This is a genomic window from Pseudomonas sp. WS 5078, assembly GCF_012985745.1.
Classification (GTDB): domain Bacteria; phylum Pseudomonadota; class Gammaproteobacteria; order Pseudomonadales; family Pseudomonadaceae; genus Aquipseudomonas; species Aquipseudomonas lundensis_A.
This window is the reverse complement of record NZ_JAAQWX010000005.1, coordinates 38,616-61,968: the sequence shown is the minus strand read 5'-3', so window position 1 is coordinate 61,968 and position 23,353 is coordinate 38,616. Positions and strand designations below refer to the sequence as shown.

The 23,353-nt window shown below is 57.1% G+C and carries 15 protein-coding genes; 5 read left to right on the top strand and 10 right to left on the bottom strand.

Features of this window, described 5'->3' with window-relative positions; genetic code table 11:
- Nucleotides 1-3: 3 nt before the first annotated feature.
- Complete coding sequence (locus tag HBN68_RS08855) at nt 4-972, top strand: metal ABC transporter ATPase (RefSeq protein ID WP_094991923.1); 969 nt, start codon at nt 4-6, stop codon at nt 970-972.
- A 41-nt stretch (nt 973-1,013) separates the two neighbouring features.
- Here the strand turns inward: HBN68_RS08855 and hldE are convergent, their stop codons facing one another.
- Both hldE and msbA read right to left on the bottom strand, forming a co-directional pair.
- Complete coding sequence (hldE, locus tag HBN68_RS08850; protein ID WP_169963691.1) at nt 1,014-2,435, bottom strand: bifunctional D-glycero-beta-D-manno-heptose-7-phosphate kinase/D-glycero-beta-D-manno-heptose 1-phosphate adenylyltransferase HldE; 1,422 nt, start codon at nt 2,433-2,435, stop codon at nt 1,014-1,016.
- A 170-nt stretch (nt 2,436-2,605) separates the two neighbouring features.
- Nucleotides 2,606-4,414: a lipid A export permease/ATP-binding protein MsbA gene (gene msbA / locus HBN68_RS08845; protein WP_169963689.1), complete on the bottom strand. Its 1,809-nt coding sequence runs from the start codon at nt 4,412-4,414 to the stop codon at nt 2,606-2,608.
- A gap of 157 nt (nt 4,415-4,571) precedes the next feature.
- Between msbA and HBN68_RS08840 the strand changes: the two genes are divergently transcribed.
- Both HBN68_RS08840 and HBN68_RS08835 read left to right on the top strand, forming a co-directional pair.
- Nucleotides 4,572-6,440, top strand: a complete 1,869-nt coding sequence (locus tag HBN68_RS08840; RefSeq protein ID WP_169963882.1) for an O-antigen ligase family protein — start codon at nt 4,572-4,574, stop codon at nt 6,438-6,440.
- Nucleotides 6,441-6,442: 2 nt separating this feature from the next.
- Nucleotides 6,443-7,654, top strand: a complete 1,212-nt coding sequence (locus HBN68_RS08835; RefSeq protein ID WP_169963880.1) for an acyltransferase — start codon at nt 6,443-6,445, stop codon at nt 7,652-7,654.
- 15 nt (nt 7,655-7,669) lie between these two features.
- Here the strand turns inward: HBN68_RS08835 and HBN68_RS08830 are convergent, their stop codons facing one another.
- The 8 genes from HBN68_RS08830 to HBN68_RS08795 form a co-directional block, all read right to left on the bottom strand.
- Nucleotides 7,670-8,290: a CatB-related O-acetyltransferase gene (locus tag HBN68_RS08830; protein WP_169963687.1), complete on the bottom strand. Its 621-nt coding sequence runs from the start codon at nt 8,288-8,290 to the stop codon at nt 7,670-7,672.
- A 16-nt stretch (nt 8,291-8,306) separates the two neighbouring features.
- On the bottom strand, nt 8,307-9,191 hold the full coding sequence (locus HBN68_RS08825; RefSeq protein ID WP_169963685.1) for a glycosyltransferase: 885 nt from the start codon (nt 9,189-9,191) through the stop codon (nt 8,307-8,309).
- Nucleotides 9,188-10,339, bottom strand: coding sequence for a glycosyltransferase family 4 protein (locus HBN68_RS08820; RefSeq protein ID WP_094991917.1), 1,152 nt, complete (start codon nt 10,337-10,339; stop codon nt 9,188-9,190). Before HBN68_RS08820 ends, HBN68_RS08825 begins: the two co-directional genes overlap by 4 nt.
- Complete coding sequence (locus HBN68_RS08815) at nt 10,336-11,220, bottom strand: DUF6625 family protein (protein WP_169963683.1); 885 nt, start codon at nt 11,218-11,220, stop codon at nt 10,336-10,338. The genes HBN68_RS08820 and HBN68_RS08815 overlap by 4 nt, the downstream gene beginning before the upstream one ends.
- Before the next feature lie 64 nt (nt 11,221-11,284).
- Nucleotides 11,285-12,679, bottom strand: a complete 1,395-nt coding sequence (locus HBN68_RS08810; RefSeq protein ID WP_169963681.1) for a PIG-L family deacetylase — start codon at nt 12,677-12,679, stop codon at nt 11,285-11,287.
- A 112-nt stretch (nt 12,680-12,791) separates the two neighbouring features.
- Nucleotides 12,792-13,688 carry an antimicrobial resistance protein Mig-14 gene (locus HBN68_RS08805; protein WP_169963679.1) on the bottom strand — a complete coding sequence of 299 codons (897 nt, stop codon included), beginning with the start codon at nt 13,686-13,688 and terminating at the stop codon, nt 12,792-12,794.
- Nucleotides 13,688-14,818, bottom strand: a complete 1,131-nt coding sequence (locus HBN68_RS08800; protein ID WP_094991914.1) for a glycosyltransferase — start codon at nt 14,816-14,818, stop codon at nt 13,688-13,690. Before HBN68_RS08800 ends, HBN68_RS08805 begins: the two co-directional genes overlap by 1 nt.
- Complete coding sequence (locus HBN68_RS08795) at nt 14,802-16,559, bottom strand: carbamoyltransferase (protein ID WP_094991913.1); 1,758 nt, start codon at nt 16,557-16,559, stop codon at nt 14,802-14,804. Before HBN68_RS08795 ends, HBN68_RS08800 begins: the two co-directional genes overlap by 17 nt.
- Before the next feature lie 282 nt (nt 16,560-16,841).
- On the opposite strand from HBN68_RS08795, the gene HBN68_RS08790 reads away from it, so the two are divergent.
- Both HBN68_RS08790 and HBN68_RS08785 read left to right on the top strand, forming a co-directional pair.
- Nucleotides 16,842-18,944, top strand: coding sequence for a TonB-dependent receptor (locus tag HBN68_RS08790; protein ID WP_169963677.1), 2,103 nt, complete (start codon nt 16,842-16,844; stop codon nt 18,942-18,944).
- A 119-nt stretch (nt 18,945-19,063) separates the two neighbouring features.
- Entirely contained in the window at nt 19,064-23,293 is a 4,230-nt protein-coding gene (locus tag HBN68_RS08785) for a membrane-targeted effector domain-containing toxin (protein ID WP_169963675.1), read from the top strand.
- The last annotated feature ends 60 nt before the right edge of the window (nt 23,294-23,353 follow it).

Genomic DNA, 23,353 nt, shown 5'->3' with positions numbered 1-23,353 from the left:
GACATGCCGCGTTCGCTTATCCGCAAAAATCCCAGCGACTTCAAAACCCTGCCGCTCTTCGTTGAGGCCACGGCCGAAGGCTTGAGTTATCAAAGCGTCGGCATGCCGCTCAACTTTGCACAAATCCTGCAAAAGCGCCGCCCAGTCGAGGTGGCCGACCCTCAACGCTTCGGGTTGGAGCTGGCGAATCTGGGTGTGTCTGTACGCCTGACATTGCAGTGGCAAGGTCGCGATTACTGGGTACTGGTGCGCCAGCGTCGTCAGGATCGTGGCGATGTGGTGCTCAAACTGATCTCTGGCTACGTCCCGGCGCACGAGGTGAATCTGCCACTGCACACTGCCATTCAGGAAGTGGCCGAAGAATGCTTGCTGGAAACGCCCGAAGGCTGGCTGGGCGGGCGCTTCAACGAGACATGGTTGCCCGCCCCCTACATCAGCGCGCTGCATTACCGCGAAGCCCTGCCCTTTCGCCTGACGCCCAACTCGGGCGCGGCGCGTCCCGTGCGATGTGGCAGCCAGCCCTTACTGGAACGTCCACGGGCGTACGTGCATTTACCGACGGCTTCGCTGCAACTGGTCTATGACTTGCGGCTGGAAGTGCCCAAAGAAGCCAAATCCTTGAGCCTGTTTCATGTCGATGAACGGCTGGAAGGGGATCAACTGGTGGCGCGCCTTGATCGCAAACGGCCTGATTTGTACCTGATCCCGTTGACTGATGGCCAGCCATGCGCCGAGCTGTACACCCTGAGCAAAGACAAATTGCACGCGGCAAGTACCCGTGGGCTGCATCTGGCAGAGAGTTTTGCGCGTCAGGAAGGCTGGGTCGTGCGCGAAGAGCGGATTCGCTGGAAGGACTGGCTCAAACAGCAGGGCTTGAGCGAACCGGACAAAGCGTCGAGGCTTAAACGCCTGACCGGAAAAGCGCGGCAGATGTTCAGAAAAGTAGTGAAGCGCAAAAGCCCCTCACCCTGACCCTCTCCTGAAGGGAGAGAGCCTTGGTGAGATCGCTTGCATCACTGGCCGCGGATTTTCTCGACGATGGCCGTGGTCGAGCTGTTCTCAACCAGCCCCAGCACTTTCACCGTGCCGCCATAGGCCGACACGATGTCAGCGCCGACCACCTGGTCAATGCCGTAGTCGCCACCTTTGACCAGCACGTCGGGCTTGACCTGAGCCAGCAGGTTTTCTGGAGTGCCTTCAGGGAAGCTGATCACCCAGTCCACCGCGCCCAGCCCGGCCAGTACCGCCATGCGCCGGTCAACGCTGTTGATCGGACGGCCAGGGCCTTTCAGGCGGCTCACCGACGCATCATCGTTGACCGCGACGATCAAACGATCACCTTGGGCACGGGCCTGTTCCAGATAGGTGACATGACCCGCGTGCAGGATGTCGAAGCAGCCGTTGGTGAACACGATTTTCTCGTTATGGGCACGTGCATCGTCGATAGCCAGCAGCAGTTGCTCCAGGCTCAATACACCCCGCTCTGAGCCTTCTTCGCGCTGGATAGCGCGGCGCAGTTCCGGCGCGCTGATGGCCGCCGTACCGAGCTTGCCAACCACAATGCCGGCGGCCAGATTGGCCAGCGCAACGGCGTGGGGCAGCTCTTCACCTGCCGCAATGGCGGCCGCCAGGGTAGAAATGACGGTATCGCCAGCACCGGTCACGTCAAACACCTCACGGGCACGGGCTGGCAAGTGCATGGCCGGGAAGCCCGGACGCAACAGGGTCATGCCGTGCTCGCCACGGGTTACCAGCAGCGCACCCAGGTCGAGATCGGCCATCAGGCTGGCGCCCTTGGCGACCAGATCGGCCTCATCGGTGCAGCCGCCCACAATGGTTTCGAATTCGCTGAGGTTAGGTGTGATCAGGCTGGCGCCACGGTACACCGAGAAGTCCTTGCCCTTGGGGTCAGCCAGCACCGGAATGCCTTTGGCGCGTGCGGCCTGGATCAGCACTTGATGGTTTTTCAGCGCACCTTTGCCGTAATCCGACAGCACCAGCACCTTAATGCCTTCAAGCAGTTTGTCGACCTCAGCGCCCAATGCCAGCGCATCCGTGGCGAAGGGTTCTTCAAAATCGATGCGCAGCAATTGCTGGTGACGGCTCATGACCCGCAGCTTGACGATGGTCGGCTGATGAGCAATACGCTGGAACAGTGCGCGCACGCCCGCACCTTCAAGGCTATTGGCCAGACTGTCGGCGGCTTCATCATCGCCAGTCACGCCGACCAGTGATGCCGGCGCACCCAGTGCAGCAATGTTGAGCGCAACGTTGGCAGCGCCGCCCGGACGGTCTTCGATTTGCTCGACCTTGACTACCGGTACTGGCGCTTCAGGGGAAATCCGTGAGGTTCCGCCATGCCAATAACGGTCGAGCATGACATCGCCTACCACCAAGACAGGGGCTTGATCGAATCGCGGCATGGACAACTTCATGGAGAACCCACATACAAAATGAACAGGGGCGCGATATTAACACAGGGTGAACGCTGGTCAGTTCACGGTATTTATCGCGGGGAATGAGAATCAGACGTGACTTACACCACCCGTATTGACGTACACACGGGCAAACGCGGGAGAGGGGCATGCCCTTCTCCCGCGCATGATCAGGCGATGTCGCCCGAGGTCAGGGGCGCATCCAGCCCCATGGAGTGCAGGCGCGCGTAGTAACCGTTTTGCGCCAGCAGCTCGGCATGGGTGCCACGTTCAACGATCTGGCCCTGATCCATGACCAGAATCAGGTCAGCCTTCTCGATGGTCGAAAGACGGTGCGCGATCACTAATGTCGTGCGCCCTTCCATGACGTGATCCAGTGCGGCCTGAATATGACGCTCGGACTCTGTGTCCAGGGCCGAGGTCGCTTCATCCAGAATCAGCAGCGGGGCGTTTTTCAACAAGGCCCGCGCAATTGCCAGGCGCTGGCGCTGACCACCGGAGAGCAACACGCCATTTTCACCGACCTGAGTATCAAGGCCTTGGGGCAGTTGCTCGATAAAGTCCATCGCGTAAGCATCGCGCGCGGCTTTTTCGATATCGGCCCGCGGCGCCCCCGCCAGGTCGCCATAAGCAATGTTGTTGGCGACCGTGTCACTGAACAGGGTTACATGCTGAGTCACCTGCGCAATATGGCGGCGCAGGTTCAGCAAGCGGTACTGCTCGATATCAATGCCGTCGAGCAGGATGTCACCCGAGTTGTGATGATAGAAACGCGGAATCAGGTTGGCCAGCGTCGACTTGCCGCTGCCCGAACGCCCGACCAACGCTACCATTTGGCCCGGCTCGGCCGTGAACGTCACGTCCTTGAGCACCTGACGATCCGTGTCCGGGTAGGTGAAGTTCAAGTGACGGACTTCGAGGCGACCGTTGACGTGGTCACGCTCTACCGTACCGGTGTCCACTTCCGGTTTTTCGTCCAGTTGCTCAAAGATGCTTTCAGCACCGGCCACACCTTTCTGGATGGTGGAGCTGACTTCGGACAGTTGGCGAATCGGCTTGGGCAACAGGCCCGCCAGGGTGATGTAGGCAATCATGTCGCCCGCCGAAGCGTCGCCGCGCATGTACAGCACCAGAAACATCAGGATGCCCATGGCCACGTAGATCACCAATTGCAGCATCGGCGTGTAGATGGCCCCGGTGCGGGTCATGCGCAGTTGCTTGTCAGTGTTGCTCTGACTGGCTTTGAGGAAACGTTGTTGCTCGTACTTCTCACCGCCGAAGCTGCGCACCACCCGGTAACCCTGAATGGTTTCGGACGCCACGTGCGTCACGTCGCCCATTGCTACTTGAATCTTCTTGCTTTGTTTGCGGAATTTTTTGCTGGCTGTGCTGACCATCACTGCGATCAGCGGCAGGATGGCGATCATTACCAGCGTCAGACGCCAGTTCATCCACAGCAGCGACGCAAACAGGAACACCACGGTCATGCCTTCACGGATGACCACTTTGATCGCATCCGTGGCCGCACCGGTGACCATGGTCACGTTGAAGGTGATGCGGGAGATCAGGTGCCCCGAGTTGTGCTTGTCGAAATAACGGTTGGGCAATACCAGCAAGTTGTTGAACAACTGAACCCGCAGGTCATGGACCAGGCCCAAGGAGACTTTGGCCAGGAAGTAGTTACCCAGGAACGAGCCGAAACCTTGCCACGCCGCAATCAGCACGATCAGCAGCGGAACCGCCTGCAGCAGGCGCAAATCACGCAAGTAAGGAACCGACGGGAACAACACCGCATCAGGGTTGGACAAGCCGTCAACAAAGTATTTGAGGATGTAGCCCAGCATCGGCTGGGTGGACGCAAAAATGAGGAAGCCGATGATACTCAGCAGAAACAGACCGATATAAGGCCGGACATAACTGAGGAGGCGCAGATAGATCTTCAAGCTCGATTCGCTTGAGCTGGGGCTGGATTCGGTCATATCACGCGACAGTTGTGAAAAAAGGTTGCTGACTTTATCACAGCTTCTCTGGTGTACTGCCAGCCGGTTGGGACAAGGTCTCACAGGACGCCTAAAACGACATTAAATGGCCATTACGTTACTATGGCCATCCAAAACCTGGAATGAACCTTTCAGCATGCAATTCAGTTACTTGAGCTACTCAAAACATCGGATGTTCGATTTCATTTGCCTGTGGCTGTTGCCTGTCGGGCTTTTTTTGCTTCTATCTGATTTGTATTTTGTACCCGACCGCAGCATCCACCACAAACTGTATTACGGTTTGTTCAGCATCCCAACGCTGATCGCTCTACTATTGCGACCGCGGGAGATAAAGACATTGCTTCAGGAACCGTTGATCCTGGGCCTGTTGACGTTTATCGCCTGGGCAATGATCACCCTGATCTGGAGCCCGACTGGCGACCGCCCCCTCGGTCTGTTAAAACCACCATTGCATATCTTGATGCTGTTTTTGGGCTGCTCCCTGCTGGTCAAATACCGCAGCGAAAGCCTGCAACCCGTTTTCTTCGGCGCCGCTGTCGTTGCCCTCGGGATCACGGTTTACAACTTGTATGTATTTGTCGGCAGCTACTCGCCCGACGTGCGCATGATCGGAACAGGCGCCTTCGACAACCCGCTCCTCAGTTCCCATGCATTCGGGTTCTTTTGCATGTATTGGCTCACGCTGGGGATGACGAGCAAGCGCCTGACCACCGTCATGGCAGCGGCCCCAGCCTTTCTGATCATGTTTGCAGCCCTGCTTGCCACGGGTTCCAGAACACCGCTGGTCGCGGTGGTATTGAGCATGATCTGGCTCAGTTTCATTTGCTGGAATCGTCGCTCCCTGGCGTTGATGGGCATGCTCATCGCTGGCGCTGCTGTGGTTTTTGCGCTGTTCTCCGAGATGATTTTCAGCCGAGGCAGCTCGTTCCGTTTTGAATTATGGGGCATGGCACTTGAGCTGATCGGGCAAAAGCCATTCTTTGGCCATGGTTATGAAGCGCCACTGGCTCTGGAGCTTGAAAATTCCGGGTACTTTCTCAGCGAGCCGCATAACTTTGCCTTGGGCGTTCTCTACTACGTGGGCATCGTTGGCCTGATCCCTTGGGCGTTTATGCAGCTATGGGGCCTGTATAACAGCTGGCGCCATCGGGCAAATCCATTGTTCATCATGGCTTCCGCATGGCTGGTTTACGGCATTGGCGCTGCCCTGACCGAGGGCGGCGGGATCCTGCCACGCCCTAAAGAACACTGGTATTTGCTATGGATTCCCCTGGCGTTGATCGCGGCATTGAGTGTCGGCCAGCGGCTCAAGGCCATCCTCGATCGCCCCGTCAAATGCGTGAACAAGGCTGATTTCAACGCCCTTCAGGTCAATGCCAACGTCATTGAAGAGGACGGTCTGGGGCCAAAAGTGCTTCGACTGGAAAACGGCAGTTTCCTCAAACTCTTTCGCGAGCGACGCTGCTATACCTCTGGCAGTTTCAATCCTTATTCGCAGCGCTTTGCGGTCAACAGCGAACGCTTGCAAGCACTGGGCATTACCACCCCGACCATCCTCGATCTGTATCAGTTTGCCGATGGCAGCAGCGGTGTGCTGTATCAGCCATTGCCGGGGCAAACGCTGCGTCAAGTGATGCAGTCAATGGGGTCGGGCGCGATGCGGGAGGCGTTGGTAGAACGTTTCGGCAAGTTTCTGGCACGACTTCATGAACAAGGCGTTTACTTCCGCTCGCTGCATTTGGGCAACGTCTTGCTAATGGACGACGGTGAGTTTGGCCTGATCGACATTGCCGATCTGCACCTTTACCCGTCGCCACTAAGGCTTGCATTACGCCAACGCAACCTGCGCCACATGCAACGTTACCCTGAAGACCGCCGCTGGCTGTTCGAAGAGCAGCTGCAAGCCTTGCTCGACGGTTACGCCAGCCTTGCGCCGGATATTGCCGTGAGACGTTTGAAGCAGCAGATTGAACAACTGGGCCAAAGTGGGAGCAACGTCAGTTGAGCCTGGGGAGCAACAACCCGTTATGGGCGGTGATTGCTTACGCGCTGGCTATTACGACTTCAGCGTTGTTGCTCCGTTATTTCCCGCGAGTCCGGGAAAATTTTGAACATGTTGGTGAAAATCGTTTTTCCGGTGTGGATGGGCTTCGCGGTTATCTGGCGTTCGGGGTGTTTGTCCATCACGTCGCTATAACCTGGGTCTATTTGCACACGGGCGAAATCAATGTTCCCCCCAGTAACTTTTACACGCAGATTGGCTTGGCCAGCGTGGCTCTGTTCTTTATGATCACCGGTTTTTTGTTTTGGGGACGCCTGCTCAAGCATGGTCGCCAGCACGACTGGCTGGCTTTCGCGGTTTCAAGAGTATTCCGGCTTTATCCTCTTTACCTGCCATTATTGGCTGTTGTGGTCTTTAGCGTTCTCTACATTCAGGATTGGGAGCTCAAAGACTCACCGGGGGAAGTGCTGCGTCAAATCTTGGCATGGCTCATTTTCGATCGTCCGGATATAAACCAGTACCCTCAAACGGGAATGTTGATCTCCAATGTCACTTGGACACTCAACTATGAAGTGTTCTTTTATATGGCATTACCCCTGTTTGGAGCAGTGTTCTTATACAGAAAGCACTGGTTACAGGTGGTAGTGTGCCTGATCGGCATCTATGCCCTTTATCAAGTGATTGGCTGGGAACACTCGCTGAAGAAGCACATCCTGATGAGCTTCCTGGGCGGTGTAGCCGCTTCCTACTGGGTACGTAACCCAGCGCTGATCGCTTGGGGACAGACCCCGAAAGCAGGCTTGATTGCATTATTGGCGCTGGCTATTGAGCTACTACTCTTTCGTAAAAGCTTCGCCATTTTTCCACTGATGTTATTGACGGTATTTTTTACGATTGTGGCCTCGGGCAACACCCTTTTTGGGGCACTCAAACTGCGAAGTATTCGCTGGATGGGAGAAATCAGCTACAGCACCTACCTGCTGCATGGCTTCATAATCTGGCTACTGATGCAACGTCTGCCCTTGGCAATGCCGTTCGATACCAAGGAACCTTGGGTTTTCCTGATACTCACGGCCATAAGCAGTTGCCTGTTGATCGTTGTAAGCAGCGTGACGTTTTTACTGATCGAGAAGCCAGGCATCAACGCAGGCAAGCGATTCCTGTCGTGGCTGCGCAGAAAATCTGTCAGCCGATACCCTCATAAAACCGGCCTTTGAAACCAACAACGCAGATTAAACGCTGCGTTGTCTCGCATAGACCAGAAAACCGTCAATATCGTCACAGCATAACGTACCGACCACCTGTTCGATCTCAGACAAAGGCCACTCCCACCAAGCACTTTTCAGCAGCGCCAGACGCTGCTCCTCCGGGAAGCGCCAGCGCAGAAATCGCGCAGGATTACCACCGACTACCGCGTAGGGCTCTACGTTACGCGTCACCAGTGCACCGGCGGCTACGATAGCGCCATGTCCAATAGTGACACCCGACAATAGGGTGCTGTTAGAGCATAACCACACGTCACTGCCAATCACGACATCGCCACGGGTTCCGTTGTAATCAGCAATATGTTGCGCAGAACTGAGCATGGCCGGAAACGGGAACGTTGTGACCCAATCAGCACGATGATGCCCGCCCAAAAAAATGTTGACCCCCTCGGCAATCGAGCAAAAAGCCCCAATGCATAAGGTTGAACCTTCCTTCCAGTCGTGCACCTGCGGCAGCCCATAACTGCCATAGCCCATTGTGTAATCAGGGTAATGCTGCTTGAAACGCGCTACACCCCGCTCAATTTTAGGCAGCTTTCGAATAGCGCGCTTGACACGCTTTTCCCGATAACGCTCCAGCCATCCCATAACGTCCCCTATTCGCTCAGCTTTTTTCCAACGGCGAAAAATACAAACGACCCAGGCCGCGCCAAGTTTTGCCGGTCCAGTGTTTGAACGGGATCTGCTTGAGCAGCTCGCGGGCCAGCGCCCGGTCACGGTTAGCTGTTTTCAGGAACATGGAGTTGAGAAACTTGTACCGCACTTCGTCGTAGAGCGGGTGATCGCTGAACAAGGCGTAGATGCGCAGAATGCTATCGATCATGAAACGGTGGTTTTTGTACGAGTTGGTCGCGTGTTTGCGGTATTGCGCCATCACCACGTTCAGGCCGTCGATGAAGTACCCGGCGTGTGTGATTTTCAGCTCGATGTACAAATCTTCCAGACGGATGCTCGGGTCAAAGCCCCCCACTTTGTCCAGCGCTTCGCGGCGTATCATCAGAGTGGTGGCAGGCGGGTATGGCTTGCGTTCCAGGAACATGTCGTCAAAGTCCAGCCGTCGAAACGGAACATCACGACGCTGGCGCTTCTCGGGATACAAATTGCCCTGGGCGTCGATCAGTTCGATGTTACCCGCGCAAATGCCCACCTCGGGCTTGCCGTCCATGTACTCAACCTGAACCGCAATGCGGTCCGGCTTCATGATGTCGTCGGAGCCGAACGGTACGATCAATGAACCCTTGGCTCGCGCAATGGCGCCATTAAGGGTGTTGGTCAGGCCCTGGTTCTGTTGCACGCGAAAATCAAAACCATGGGCCGCCTGCAAACGCTGTATACGTTCCACGCTATCGTCGGTAGAGCCGTCATCGACCACCAGCAATTCGATGTTCGGATACGTCTGATCCAGAACGCTTTGAATGCTCTGTTCGATATAAGGGCCGTGGTTGTATGAGGCGATGATCACCGTCACCAAGGGTTGAGCGTGTGTCATGAGCGTTCCTTGCGAGCTTGACTCAAGCCTGAGTCGATCAAATCCAAATACGCTTGGCGGAACACCTCGATGTCATGGTGCTCCTGCAAATAACGGTAAGCCTGTTCGCCCTTGGCGCGCAGGGCTTCGTCCGGCAGCGACAGGTATTGATCGAGCGCTGCGGTCAGGGTGGCGACATCACTGGGTTTGACGGCCAGCCCGCCAGCACCCTGAATCAGCGGCAACATTGCTGGCACATCGGTAGCAATCACAGGCAAGTGGCCGCTCATGCCCTCCAGCAACGCCAGCCCCAGGCCTTCAGCCAGTGAAGGCATGGTCCAGATGTCGAAAGCGCGCACGTACTGCAAGGCGTTTTCCTGAAAACCCAGCAGATGCGCTCGACCATTGAGGCCCAACTGCTGAATTTGCTCACGCAAGCGCGACTCTTCTCGCCCGGCGCCAATGATCGCCAATTGCGCATTCGGGTATTTGTCTTTCAACGCGGCAAAAGCCTGTAACAGGAAGCGATGCCCCTTGATAGGCACCAGTCGCCCTAAAGCCCCCACCATGCGGGCATTTTGATCCAGCCCAAGTTTTTCGCGTGCCTGAACACGTGGCAATTGCAAGGCTTCGGCCTGTTCAATGTCGATGGCATTGGTAATCGCGTAGGTATTTTGGTCAGTAAAGCCGCACTTGCAGTCCAGCAGGTATTGCTTGACCGCAGGCGATACACCAACAAAACGCCATGCCTTATCGATCAGGCGCTTGGCCTGGCTGCGGCGATAGACGCGATCGTATTCACCGAAACCGTGAGAAATCCCCACGCACAATGGGATTTTCAACCAGCGATTGAGCTGCAACATCATGTTGACTGGCTTGAAACGGTTGCAGATCACGACGTCGAATTGCTCTTTGCGGCAGAACTTATACAGCGCCCACATCGCGCGAATGCGCATGCCTTTGAGCGCCTTGTCGCTGAATTCGAAGTACACGGAGTGATCCGCTTTGCTCACAGGCTCGCCCGGACCGGGACGTCCGCGCAAAAAAGCAGCGGTAATCTCATAACGCTCACTGGGCAGGGCACGCACGATCTGCTCGGCGAGGTCGGCAAAGTCGTGGGATTTGACGTTGTAATCAGGCTGCAACTGCAGAACCTTGGAACGTTTCATAGCTCTCCCCGGTGAAATCCGGTGGCATCAATAATCCAGGATGGCTCAGCGGCCAATCGCTGGACAGTGACGGGATCAGGTATGGGCAAGGCCGCCCATTCATTGCGCTTCCAGCAGACGAAGTGAAAGTACGGAAAGGTGTGGTCGCCGTCACGATCATTCGTTAATTGGCCGTTCTTCCAGAACCATTGGCCCGGGAAATTTTCTGTGCCGTCATGCCATTTGATGCAGCCACCCGGCGTACTGAACGCCTCGGTGAAGTCGCTGGTACGGCGCAATGGGTTGAACTTGCCTACAAGATCAAACAAAGGCTTCGGAAAATTCTTTCGCCACAAGAAGATGCGGCTGAATGCGCCTTCATCCAGTGCATGATGTTGATCATCGGTAAAACGCTGCTGCCAGTTTTCGATTTTCATGAACAACTCGCGCTTGCAACGGGTATTGCGCATCAGGCACAGATGACCCGCCACGCGGCGTTCATGGGTCGAAAACAGGTCATAGCGCGACAGACGCTCAGCCGTGAAATAACTGCGCAAGTTGCCGTACACCAGATCAATGTCGCCAAACGCCCAAAAATCGTAACCCTGCAGGCTGTCCTCATGGATGTAACCCAGCGCGGGTTTGATGTCGCATAACTTGTAAGCGGCTTTGGGCGCGAAGTTGATATTCAGACGCGCTGACACGGTACGGCAATAATCGCCAAAACTGATGCTCTGGATGTTTACGTTAGGCGGCAGGTTGTCAGGCACACCACAATCGCTGAACAGCAGCCAGTCAATGTCAGGGTTGCGCCGGCAACTTTCCAGAAAAAAGGGCATCCAGAACGGCCACTGGCCGAAGTATGGAATGACAAACACAATACGCGGCGATGGTTTTATCACGGGGAACTCAATGTAAAGGTCGAGATAGAGGACAACGCTATGCCCCTGTTTACGGTGTTTCTTATTAGTTGAGCCGCCAAAACAGCTCATGGCGGCGAACCGCTTTTCGGAAAAACTCGTTTTCACCCCAAGGTGATGGCTTTCGGCCAGCCAAGAGCTTCTGTATCGACCGACGAACGCGGCGCTTGAGCGCAGCACGAGGTTGCAGGTCATGCATCATGCCCAAGGCCATCGCCTTGTCACGCTGCTGTGCTGAACTCAGCAACAGGCAGTGGGGCCGCAACGTCAGTGTGGTGTCGAACACCGGCGGCAGCGCAATGCCATCACCACTGTTACCCATTGGCCAGCGGTCATTGTCATGCAAGTGATTGGCATAACCCAATACCGTTTGCGGCTGCCACTCAAGCCCGTCAAGCGCCTCGATCACGGCTGCATGGGAGCAAATATGGTCGGGGTGCGGGTCGATGGCGGGATGCGGCAACACCAGCACTTCAGGGCGGGCCCGCAGAATTAACGCGCGCAGGTCCGCCAGCAAGTTGTTCCAGGTCGGCGCACCGTCCAGATCGCCCGGCAGTGGGAAGGTATTCAACTGGCGAAACAGGCGAGTATCGTTCAGGTCGGCCTCGCGTGAAGGTACCGGCTGGTCAGGAGCCGCCTGCATGGCAGGCAGTTGCAGGCAGAAATAGCCGAGCTGCGCGCAATGCGCTTCTGGCACCCCGGCCCAGCGTGGCACTGCCAAACTGTCCCAGGCCCGCAAACGGCCCTTGAGCCGAGCCGCTTCGGCGCGCCCAAGGCCCATCTGTTGATAGTGCTCGGCCTCGATTTCACCTGCCGTCAGGGTCACGATCCATGCTTCTTTGGCCTGGCTGTACAAACCAAAAGCTGCCAGCTCGGCATCGTCGGCGTGAGGTGCAATCACCATGACCCGCTGCTCACGGTAGTCAGGCTGGCGCATGACCCACAGTTGAGGCTGGCCCATGATCCGGCAATAACGACCACGAATACTCAATTGACCTGCGATCAATGCGTCGGCATTGCCAGTGAGATTCACGTAGCGCAGGCCATTAACGCCCCGCTCGAAGGTTTGTCGGTCGTCGGAAAACATTACAAACGGGTCAATAAAACGCCCCAACCAACCACTTTTGACCTTAAGCGCGAGGATCAAGGTTTCGTTGCCGCAAAGGTCAATGGGGGCGTCCAGGCGCAAGTGACTGCCTTCAAGGCGAACCGCCGGGCACTCACTGTCGGCTGCAAAGCGGTATTGATAGTCGTCTTTGGGGGAGTAAAACAAGTGGTCGGCAAACCACGCTTCGTGGGCAACCCAGGCCAATACAGCCAGCGCAAGCGGCAGCCACCAGACCACCAGCACACCGCTGGCAATGAATATCACCAGACCGACCAGCAAACTGATGCGCTTGTTGCGTCGATGGCGCTTTAAGAGGTGTTGTTTGCGAGTCATCACTGGGCTCTTGTTTGCTAGCGGTTTGCCTGTAGGAGCGCGCTCACCCCGCGATGGCATCAACCCGGTCTAAACACCGTGTACGTTGCATCGCGAAGCGCGCCTGCACCAATCACACCTTGAAGACAGGCACCGGATTGCACCAGCGCTCTTTGTATTCGCGGTCGGCGCGGCCGAACGAGAATCGCAGAGGCTTTTCGACGCTACGGGCCTGTTCCCAGGCCGACTGCGTATTGAGAAAACTCAGCACACTGCCGGGACTGAACGCGCGGGTTTCGGGGTCGACGCCGCCATTGACGTATTCGACGCTGATCCATTGCGGCGATTCAACCCGATACACCAGCTGGATTGCAATCGGGGCATCGTTGAGGAAGATCACCGAGCCGATCAAAAACTCACGCAGCAACTCAATCACTTCAGCCATGCGCTCGGCCCCCGTGGCGACAAACCCCCAACGGCGCAGAAACAAATCGCAATAAATTGCCGCCAGTTCGACGCTGGAAAACGTCGAAACCGGACGTATCACGCCGCCCGCCTCCTCCAGCAAACGCAGTTCGCGGCGCTGGTTGTAGCGGAATTTTTTCGAGAGTTCTTCCGGGGTACGCGCCATGGCCAATTGTTCGGCTTGCGGCTGCAAGGTGCTGAAACGCCCCTCATTAAGTTGCGACAGGTAACGCCCACGATGGCGCAACGGCGCTTGCGCGTCTTCGGCAGCAGGCAGGATCAACTCGGCATTGCCCAGATCGAACAGCCCTTTTTTGCCGTGACGCTTGAGCACATCTTTGGATAACGCCAGATCGCGCCCCCAGGTGGGGATTGCAGCTTTCAACTCGCCGTTGTGCTCCCAGGCCAAGTAACGCACCGGGATGCCGGCCAGGTCTGCCAGACGTTCTACCACCTGCGGGTGGGTCGCGACGCTGCCACCAAAACGCTGCCAGGCAGCGGCATAGGTGTGAGCGTCAACTGCGCGCCAGCCGCGCTCGCGCCAGCCCTGAAATCGATTAAGCATCAGGACTCCGCAGTCAGGTCGGTGACTTGCGGCAACTGCCAGAACGTGTCGCGTACAGCCTGATCGGAAAAACGCTCGTGCAGGCGCGCCAGCATCAGTTCAGCACATGCTTGACGCTGAGCGTCATCGAGTTGCGCCAAATGCTGTAAACCTTGAGCCAAATGGTCAGCGTCGCCCAGCGGGAATAAAATCCCCACGCCTTCGACCACTTCCTTGGCACCGCCACACGCCGTGGCCAGCAGGGGAACACCTGCCGCCATGGCCTCAAGCAGCACCATGCCAAAGGGCTCGTGGTCCGAACTCAGAGCAAACACGTCGAATGCGCGGAAAAAGCGTCGCGCGTCGGGGACTTGCCCGAGAAAATTCACCTGAGCGGCGATCCCGAGTTCGTTGGCCTGCGCCTTGAGGTCATGCTCCAGACGGCCCTTGCCCATAATCACCAACTGACTGCCAGCAGGCAGTTGCGGCAATGCCTTGGCAAAACCCTGAATCAGGGTGGCCTGGTCCTTGTCCGGATGCAGACGGCCGACGTTGCCCACGATGAAGGCTTGAGCAGGCAAACCCAGGTCGGCACGGGCTTCGGCACGTGGCAACTGGCTGGCTTGAACTGCCTGGATGTCGAGACGGTTGTAGAGCGTACGAATACGCCCGGTCGGCCACTTGGGCAGGCACTTGCGCATGTCATCGCGCACAGCATCCGAGACGCCCAGCAGGCTCAGACGCTTACGGAACAGGTGCGCAAACAGCTTGCGACTGCGGCGCTGGTAGTCACCAAAGGCGTGATGCACGCCGATCACCGGCAAGTCGGTGGCCAACAAAGCGATATAAATCGGCTTGAAGCGATGGGCGATGCAAAAACTGAACGAGCGCGAGGCGGCGATTTTGCGCAACGCGCGAATGGCTCCCAGCTTCAGGCCACGAATGGCGCTGGAGCTGAATTCCATGAACAGCACTTCGTCCGACTCGCAGCCCGCCGCCACTTCGGGATCGGCCGCCCCGGTCAGAAAGACCGTGGTGACCTTGTACCCGGTGCCCGCGAACAGGCTGGCGTATTGACGGGCACAGTCCAGAAACGGCCCGTCATAGCCGTGGCAGAACTGCAACACATGACGCTCAGTCGAGCGAGTCATAAGCATCCGCGCCGTCTTTGACTACCAGAATGTCTTCCATGATCAAGTACTGCAGATCAGAGCCAAAGAACATGTTCAGTGCGTCAGTGGGCGAGCACACCATCGGCTCGCCACGGCGGTTCAGCGAGGTGTTTAGCGACACGCCGTTGCCGGTCAGTACTTCAAGGGCTTTCATCATGTCGTAGTAGCGCGGGTTGTATTCACGCTTGAGCACTTGCGCGCGCGAGGTGCCGTCTTCGTGCACAACTTCCGGCACGCGGGTTTTCCACTCTTCTGCCACTTCAAACGTGAAGGTCATGAACGGTGCCGGGTGATCGACCTTGATCATCTGCGGGGCCACGGTATCGAGCATCGACGGGCAGAAAGGCCTCCAACGTTCACGGAACTTGATTTGCTCGTTGATGCGGTCAGCTACGCCTTCGCTGCTCGGGCAACCGATGATCGAACGGCCGCCCAATGCACGCGGACCGAACTCCATACGGCCCTGGAACCAGGCTACCGGATTGCCATCCACCATGATTTTGGCGATGTTCTCAGGCGTGTTGTTGATCTTGCGGTACGCCGGTTTGCCCGGGTGGCGGGCACACGCGGCAATCACGTCTTCGTTGCTGTACGCGGGGCCAAGGTACACGTGCTCCATCTTCTCGACCGGCACGCCACGCGCTTCAGACACATAGGCCGCCGCCCCCACTGCCGTGCCTGCGTCGCCGGAGGCAGGTTGTACAAACAGCTCCTTGACGTCAGGACGGGCAATGATCTTCTGGTTCAGCTTCACGTTCAGCGCACAACCGCCAGCGAATGCCAGCTTGCCGCTTTCCTTGAGGATGTCACCCAGGTAATAGTCGATCATCTGCAGTGAGAGTTTTTCGAACAGCGCCTGCATGCTGGCCGCGTAGTGGATGTAAGGTTCATCGGCGATGTCGCCTTCACGCTTTGGCCCCAGCCACTCGATCAGTTTTGGCGAGAAGTAGAACCCCTTGCCTTTCTCTTTGTAACGACGCAGGCCGATCACGTTGGCGTATTCGGTGTTGATCACCAGCTCGCCGTTTTCGAACGAGGCCAGACGCGAAAAATCATATTTGCTGGCATCGCCATACGGCGCCATGCCCATGACCTTGAACTCGCCGTCGAGCATCTCGAACCCGAGGAACTCGGTGATCGCGCCATACAGGCCGCCGAGGGAGTCCGGGTCGTAGAATTCTTTGATCTTGGTGATCTTGCCGTTTTCGCCATAGCCGAAGAAGGTGGTGGCGTATTCACCCTTGCCGTCGATGCCCAGAATCGCGGTTTTCTCTTTGAAACCGGAGCAGTGGTAAGCACTGGACGCGTGCGCCAGGTGGTGTTCAACCGGTTCGATCTTGATTTTTTTCGGGTCGAAACCCAGTTGCTCAAGGCACCAGACAATTTTGTTGCGGTAGCGTTTGTAGCGACGATTGCCCATCAGGATCGCGTCGAGCGCACGGTCCGGGGCGTACCAGTAACGCTTGGCATAGTGCCAGCGCGCCTCACCGAACAAGCTGATCGGGGCGAAAGGAATCGCGACCACGTCAACGTCGGATGGCTTGATACCCGCTTGTTCAAGGCAGAATTTTGCGGACTCGTAAGGCATGCGGTGCTTTGCATGCTTGTCGCGGACAAAGCGCTCTTCTTCGGCCGCTGCTACCAGCTTGCCGTCGATATAGAGGGCCGCTGAGGGGTCATGGCTCAGGGCGCCGGACAGGCCAAGAATCGTCAATGCCACAGGTTGTGCCTCTTTTGAATGCAGGCAGGCGGCGGGCGCCTGAAAAAATGAAGTGCTCCCCGCACCGCAGGAAACAACTAAAGGGCGGGATTATAGCGTAAAGAGCGCGGTAATGACCCAGCGCTATTTGCCGCGCCTGCGCGCCGGAACCGACAGAATCGCAGGTCATGCGTTCTGAAGTTCTCGTCTGATGCCTCTTACGCCCGCTAAACTGCGCGCCCTCTGCTAGCCTGAAACCCGTCGCCCTGCCGGGTCGCGTCACACGGAACCCCGATATCCCCCATGAAATGCTTTGTACCCGCCCGCTTTGCCCTTTTACTGCCGGGCCTTTGCCTTGTGCAGCCCAGCTTCGCTGAAACACTTGAACTCGACCCCAGCGTCATCACCGGATCACGCAGTGTCAGCCCGAGTTTTGACTTGCCTTATTCGGTCGATAGCATCAACCAACAGCAAATCAGCGATGGCCAATTGGGCATCAACGCCTCGGAAGTGCTGTCCCGCGTGCCGGGGCTGGTGGTGCAAAACCGGCAGAACTATGCGCAGGACCTGCAAATTTCGTCCCGCGGATTTGGTGCGCGCTCCGCATTTGGCGTGCGCGGCATCAAACTGATTGCAGACGGTATTCCCGCCAGCACCCCGGACGGTCAGGGTCAGGCCGCAACATTTAACCTCGACACAGCCGAGCGCATCGAAGTCCTTCGAGGCCCGGCAGCCACGCTGTACGGCAGCAATGCCGGTGGCGTGATCCAGATGTTTTCCCGCGATGGCGAAGGCCCGCCCCGCATCGGCGCTGAAACCCTGGTGGGCAGCGACGGGCTGAGCAAAAACCACCTGACGGCCGAAGGCGCCGCTGAGGGCGTTGGCTTTGTGCTCGATGCTTCGCGCATGGACACCGACGGCTACCGCGACCACAGCGCCGCGCGCCGCGATCAGACGTTCGCCAAGCTCAACCTCAAGCCCGATGACGACAGCAAACTGGCGCTGATCTACAGCAGCCTTGAGCAAAACGGCACACAGGATCCACTGGGCCAAAGCTGGGAGGCCTACAAGGCAGACCCGCGCTCGGTCACGCCCAATGCAATCACGTACAACACGCGCAAAAGCATCGATCATCAGCAACTGGGCATGAACTACGAGCGCTACTTCGGCGACGCGACCTTGCAGGTCAATGCGTACACCGGCACGCGCAGCGTGATTCAGTATTTGGCGATTCCTAAGTACATCGGGAATACCAATACACTCAACCCGGCAAACGCTCGCGGTGGAGGTGTCGTTCAATTTGACCGTAAGTTTTACGGTGCCAATGTGCATTGGATTCAACCCATAGATAGTGCACCGGGTGAACTGGTTATCATCAGCGGCCTGGACTTTGATCAGAGTCGTGATAACCGTCATGGCTATCAAAACTACAATGGCGACCAGCTAGGCGTTAAAGGTGAAATGCGTCGCGACGAAGTAGACACAGCACGCAGCCTGGACCCATTCGTGCAAGCAAACTGGGCCATAGATGATTGGACACTTCAAGCCGGGTTGCGCTACAGCACTATGGAAATGGATGTCGACGATCACTTTTTGAGCAACGGTGACGCCAGCGGCACCAAACGTTATGAAAAAGCAACGCCGTCGATGAGCGTGATGTATGCCTTCACACCTGAGCTGCATGGCTATATCAGTGCTGGAAAAGGGTTCGAAACACCCACTCAAGCCGAACTGGCCTACGCGCCGGGAAACCAGGAAGGCTTCAACTTCGGCCTGAAACCTTCTGAAAGCACGCAGTACGAAGTGGGCCTCAAAGCACAGCTCAACAACACACGCATTAACGCCGCCATTTTTCAAATCACTACTGAAGATGAATTAGTGGTGGCAGGCTCGGTCGGTGGACGTACCAGTTACCAAAACGCCGGTCGCACCCTGCGTCGCGGCTTCGAGCTAGGCGTCGAAAGTCAGCTCAGCGAACACTGGACCACCTCCCTCGCCTACACCCGCCTGCAAGCGACCTACGACAGTGATTTCGCCAGCACAAAAGGCCCGGTAAACAAAGGCAATTACCTGCCCGGCGTACCTCAAACCACGCTGTTTGCCGAGGTGAACTGGAAGCCCGCTGACTGGGTCAGCACCGCCGTCGAAGGCATGTACCGCAGCAAGGTGTACGTCGAGGACACCAACAGCAAAAAAGCGGCACCGGCGTACAGCGTCTTCAACTGGCGGGCACGCTTTGAGCAGAAGGTCGAACACTGGACCTTCCACCAGACCCTGCGCCTGGACAACCTGCTGGACCGCCAGTACGTGGGCTCGGTGATTGTGGCCGACGGTAACGAACGCTTCTACGAGGCCGCCCCCGGCCGCTCGTGGTATGCGGGAGCCGGTGCGCAATACAGCTTTTAAAGCGGGATGAGGGCGCGCCATCGCGCGCTATCTATCTAATGCCATGAGCTGAATGTTCTGAGATCCCCTGTCAGCACAGACCCGCGCGATTCCCGCGCGGGCATTGACAGGGATGCCTCATGACCCCTCACCTCAACCGCCTCAAAAGTGCCGCGCTGAAACTGCACACCCTGCGCGGGCATTTGCATACGCTTGAAGACGCGTTTAATCATCGGCTGCGCGCACGCTTCCCGCGGATACCCCGCGACAGCCGCACGCAGGACTTGCACATCAACCATCCTGCGCCACCCGAGCCCGGGCAATCACCGGTGCTCATCAGCAGAACCATCAGCTCTCATATTGAGGAATGCTTTTCGACTCAACGCATTCCTACCTTCGTACAAGGCTCAACCCACGTTTACAGCCACGCTTACTCATTAATCGAGCAGCAACGCCTCGCGGGCCTGCCCCCTGCCGACCTCGAAAGCTACCTTGAATATGTCATTCGCAATTATGACTTTTGCGCACGCGATGCCCTGGCTGAATTTTGGCAAACACCGCATGCCGCTTACGCGTCTCTGGCGCCTCAACAATGGCTGACACAGTGCCTGACAGATCTTGTGCTGGACGAAGCGGCGGTGCGCCTTGCGGACCAGACCCTCAGCCGTACAGCGGTCGAGGCCATTCAGCACTTTTTCGGCACTCAGGCACCTGTTCCTCAGTCGCAAGCCCAACTGACTGTGTATGAAGTGTTCCTGAAAGCTGAAAGACCCATGCCCGATATCAAGCTGGCAGGCACCTTCGTCATTGCCGATAAAACCCTGGACCAAAAGACGGCCAATGCATCGAGTCAGATGGTGCTCTATACGCCGGATAACGGTATTGAGGCATTCGATTCACTTCAGCAGTTCACGCACGAACTCCACGCAAGGCTCAAGGACCCTTACCAACGAGCGGCGTTGCTCAGAGGGGTTCTGGCCAAGGAGCAGACACAGGTTCACGCGCTGGAGCATGTCACGCTGGTTGCAACTGACCGGAACGCCCCGGAGCTCTATACCGGGCATTTAATCGACAAACTCGCGCATGACGTGATGCATGCCTGCGCCCTCGCCCGACGCGGCCAGACGGCAGGGCTTGCAGCCGTTAGCCCCGACACGCTGTTTGAGCAGATCGAACAGGCCCTGACTGCTGGCTGGTTCGTAAACCCCGCAGCCATCCTGCGCGCGCGATATGCCCGCCTGTTTGAACAACAGTTGCCGCAGTGGCTCAAAACCGCCACGGACGATGAAAAGGCACAGTGGCGTCTGGCCACAAATCAACTGATTCAAGCACAAGAAGCCTCAGAATCCCTGCACGCGCAGCCCATCGCCCACAGCGGTAAAAAACAAACCCTGCTGGAGTACGCCAAGGCTCAACTCAAACAGCAGGTCAACATTGACCTTGGCATTGAGATTAATCCAGATGCCGTTTACGTCCTGACCACAGAGGCCATCCAGACAGGCCCTGTTATCTACCCTATTTTTGGCTCGGCCTACACGGCGGGGAACAGTATTGGCAGGACAGGCCCCTCCATCAGCTACAAGACCACACGACTCAGCCTTACCCAATTAGCGCTGTCCAATGTCGGCGTGTGGGACGTAACGTTTGCCCTCACGGCTCAGATCATCGACGTCAACGGCGCACCACACGCGCGACTGACCAAACATTACGTCAAAGGGCTGGTGCGTACGGTCGATGTGGGCGAGCGCTATAAGGCTCACCTCAACGAGATGCTGGTCAACTCGGCTCAGGCGGGCTGGCGCAAAGAGCGCTATGTGGCGCTCAGGCGGGCGCAGCTACAGCTGGATATGCTTGAAGCCCGGCTGGCAGGCACCCTGAGTCCGGATCAGGCAGCCCGGATTCAGGCCGTCCTCGATCAACCCGGCACCCCATTGCGGGCACCGTTCAGGGCACACCTGCTACAGGTGAATAAAAACCTGCTGCCCGGCGTGCTGGTGTTCAGCTCGACCGACTCAACAGACCTGCTCTGCTACTTGCCCGATGCGCCCGACAAGACCTGGTTTGTGGTTGCACACTCGCGCAGTGAGTTGGGCCAGATGCTGTCGCGACCCACGCTGCACAACTACCTGCAACAGCGCGTGACCTCTGCCAGTTGGCCTTATCTCAAGCCCCTGCTGAAAACAGGACTGGACACAGCCACGGTCCAGTTGCCGATCATCCCGGAGAACGTATTCGAGGCGTCTTATAACAACGAAGTGTCCTACGCCTTCAGGGATGCGGATGAACAAACCACCTCCACGTATGAAAGCAATGTCAACACCGCCAAGGAGGCTGCACTGGCAATTGTTGACGTTGTTTCCTTCGTACTGCCCACCAAGTTTCTACTCCCTCTGGTCGCGGCACGCTTTGTGTTTCAAGTCGCACAAGGCGTTGACGCACTGAAGCGCGACGAAGAACACGAAGCCTTTCTGCACTTCATGGGGGCTATTTCCCACGTAACCGATGGCGTATCGGACTTTGCAGGCTCGGCGGTTTTCGCACGCGCCATACGCCAGCGCGTCAAATCACCCGCGCCACGGCTCAACGCCGGGGCCGCCAGTCAAGGTGACTCGACAGGCCTGACTTTGCGCACGGGCGCAGAATATGGCGCAGGCGTGTACGAATCGACCTCAGGCACCTCGGGCACGGCCCTGCACTATGTGGAAGATGCCAAGGGTCATCGGTATCGCGCCCGCTACGACAGCCTGGATACCACGTGGCGCATCATTGACGAACGCCATCCTGGCGCACGCCATCAAACACCCGTGCGGGAGCTGTCAGCAGGGCGCTGGGACGTGGACGATCAATCACCCTTGCTGACACAGAACAGCGGCATTACACGGCTAATCAAACATGCGCGGGTGAGCGATATTGACCTCAGCGCACACAGCGCAGACGCCCATGGCATTTATCAGGTAAGCGACAAACACTACATCGAACAAAGTGGCCTGGTATTTGAAGTTTACAAAGGCTGGATGGGCCGCCATTGGTACCTGAAGACACCTCTGGGCACCGCCACTGTGACAGGCCCATTCAAGGTGCGCCTGGAGTCAAGGCGCTGGGAAATCAAATCGGGATCCGGCGCTCAAAAGCGTTGGGAACCGTTGACACTCCATCATCTTGATGTGCCCGTCGAGGCACCGGCCAGCCTGCTGAGCGAGTACGATGTGCCTGCACATGTTCATGCCCAGGTGCAAAACCTGATCGCTCACCACCCCCGCCTGCTTGACGCTCACTATTTCTCCATCAATCCCGAGCATGCGCGCACGGCGAATTTTTTTACTCAACTGCGCCTTAAGCTGTTTGCCGACGCCCAGACATTTTTCGCCAAAGAGACTGTAAAACCTCGACCCACGCGCCCTGCACTGCCGGTAAAAACAACGCCCGACGATCTGTTCAGATCGTTGTTTGAAGAGTCCCGAGGCATTGTCATCGGGGAAAGTCATTCCGACCTGAGTGCCAAGAAAGTGCTTATCAAACACATGGGGGAATTGGCCGCCCATGATGTGAAGGTGATTTACCTGGAGCACCTTCAAACCGATCTGCATCAATCGATGCTGGATGACTATGCCAAAACCGGAAAAATGCCCCCGGCCTTAAAGTCGTTCCTTAAAGATCAGGACAGAGGGCACCAACTTCCGGCTTCCAGCGATCACACGTATAGCCAGTTGGTACGAGAGGCAAGGCGCCACGGCCTGGAGATCGTCGCACTCGATTGCATGGCCAGCTATAACCCGCAAGGCATGAACACGGATGGCCCCAATATTCAACGCCATGCCATGTTCAGCTACTTCGCCTCACAGGTTATCCGAACCCATCAGGCAAAAAACGGCGGCCAAAAGTGGATTGCTTTGACGGGAAATACCCATGCGAACCGGTTCAAGGGCGTGCCCGGACTCGCAGAACTGGAAGGCGTGATCGGCGTTCGCGTTTCAGACTCGGCTTCGGGCAGCAAATATCAACTGCGGCAAAACATTAGCCAAATAGTGCCTAAAAGCGGCATCCTCGGGCATAACTTCCTGAAAAACGATTACTGGCTTGAAGTCAAAATCAGCGGCGCGGAGCCAATAAAACTGGGCCTGACGCCTGAGCACATCGAAGCGAAACTGCACCAGCCCGGTCTATTTCTATTTGATAACGCGCCGCACGGGGGGCAAATCATTCACCGATCCACATCTAACGAGATTATCCGTACGCCCATCCGCACTCAGGATGACGGGCAGTTTTATATTGACCGTCCCGGCTGGGGCAGCATTCACCAAAAACGCTACGACTTTCTCGTCGACCTTAAACATGATCTGCACAGGATAGGCGTGCGGCTGGTTCACTGAACCCCGCTCGCCGTCTGCACAGCTGCGGCCTGACCTCATTGACGAGGGCGAGGTCTGTGA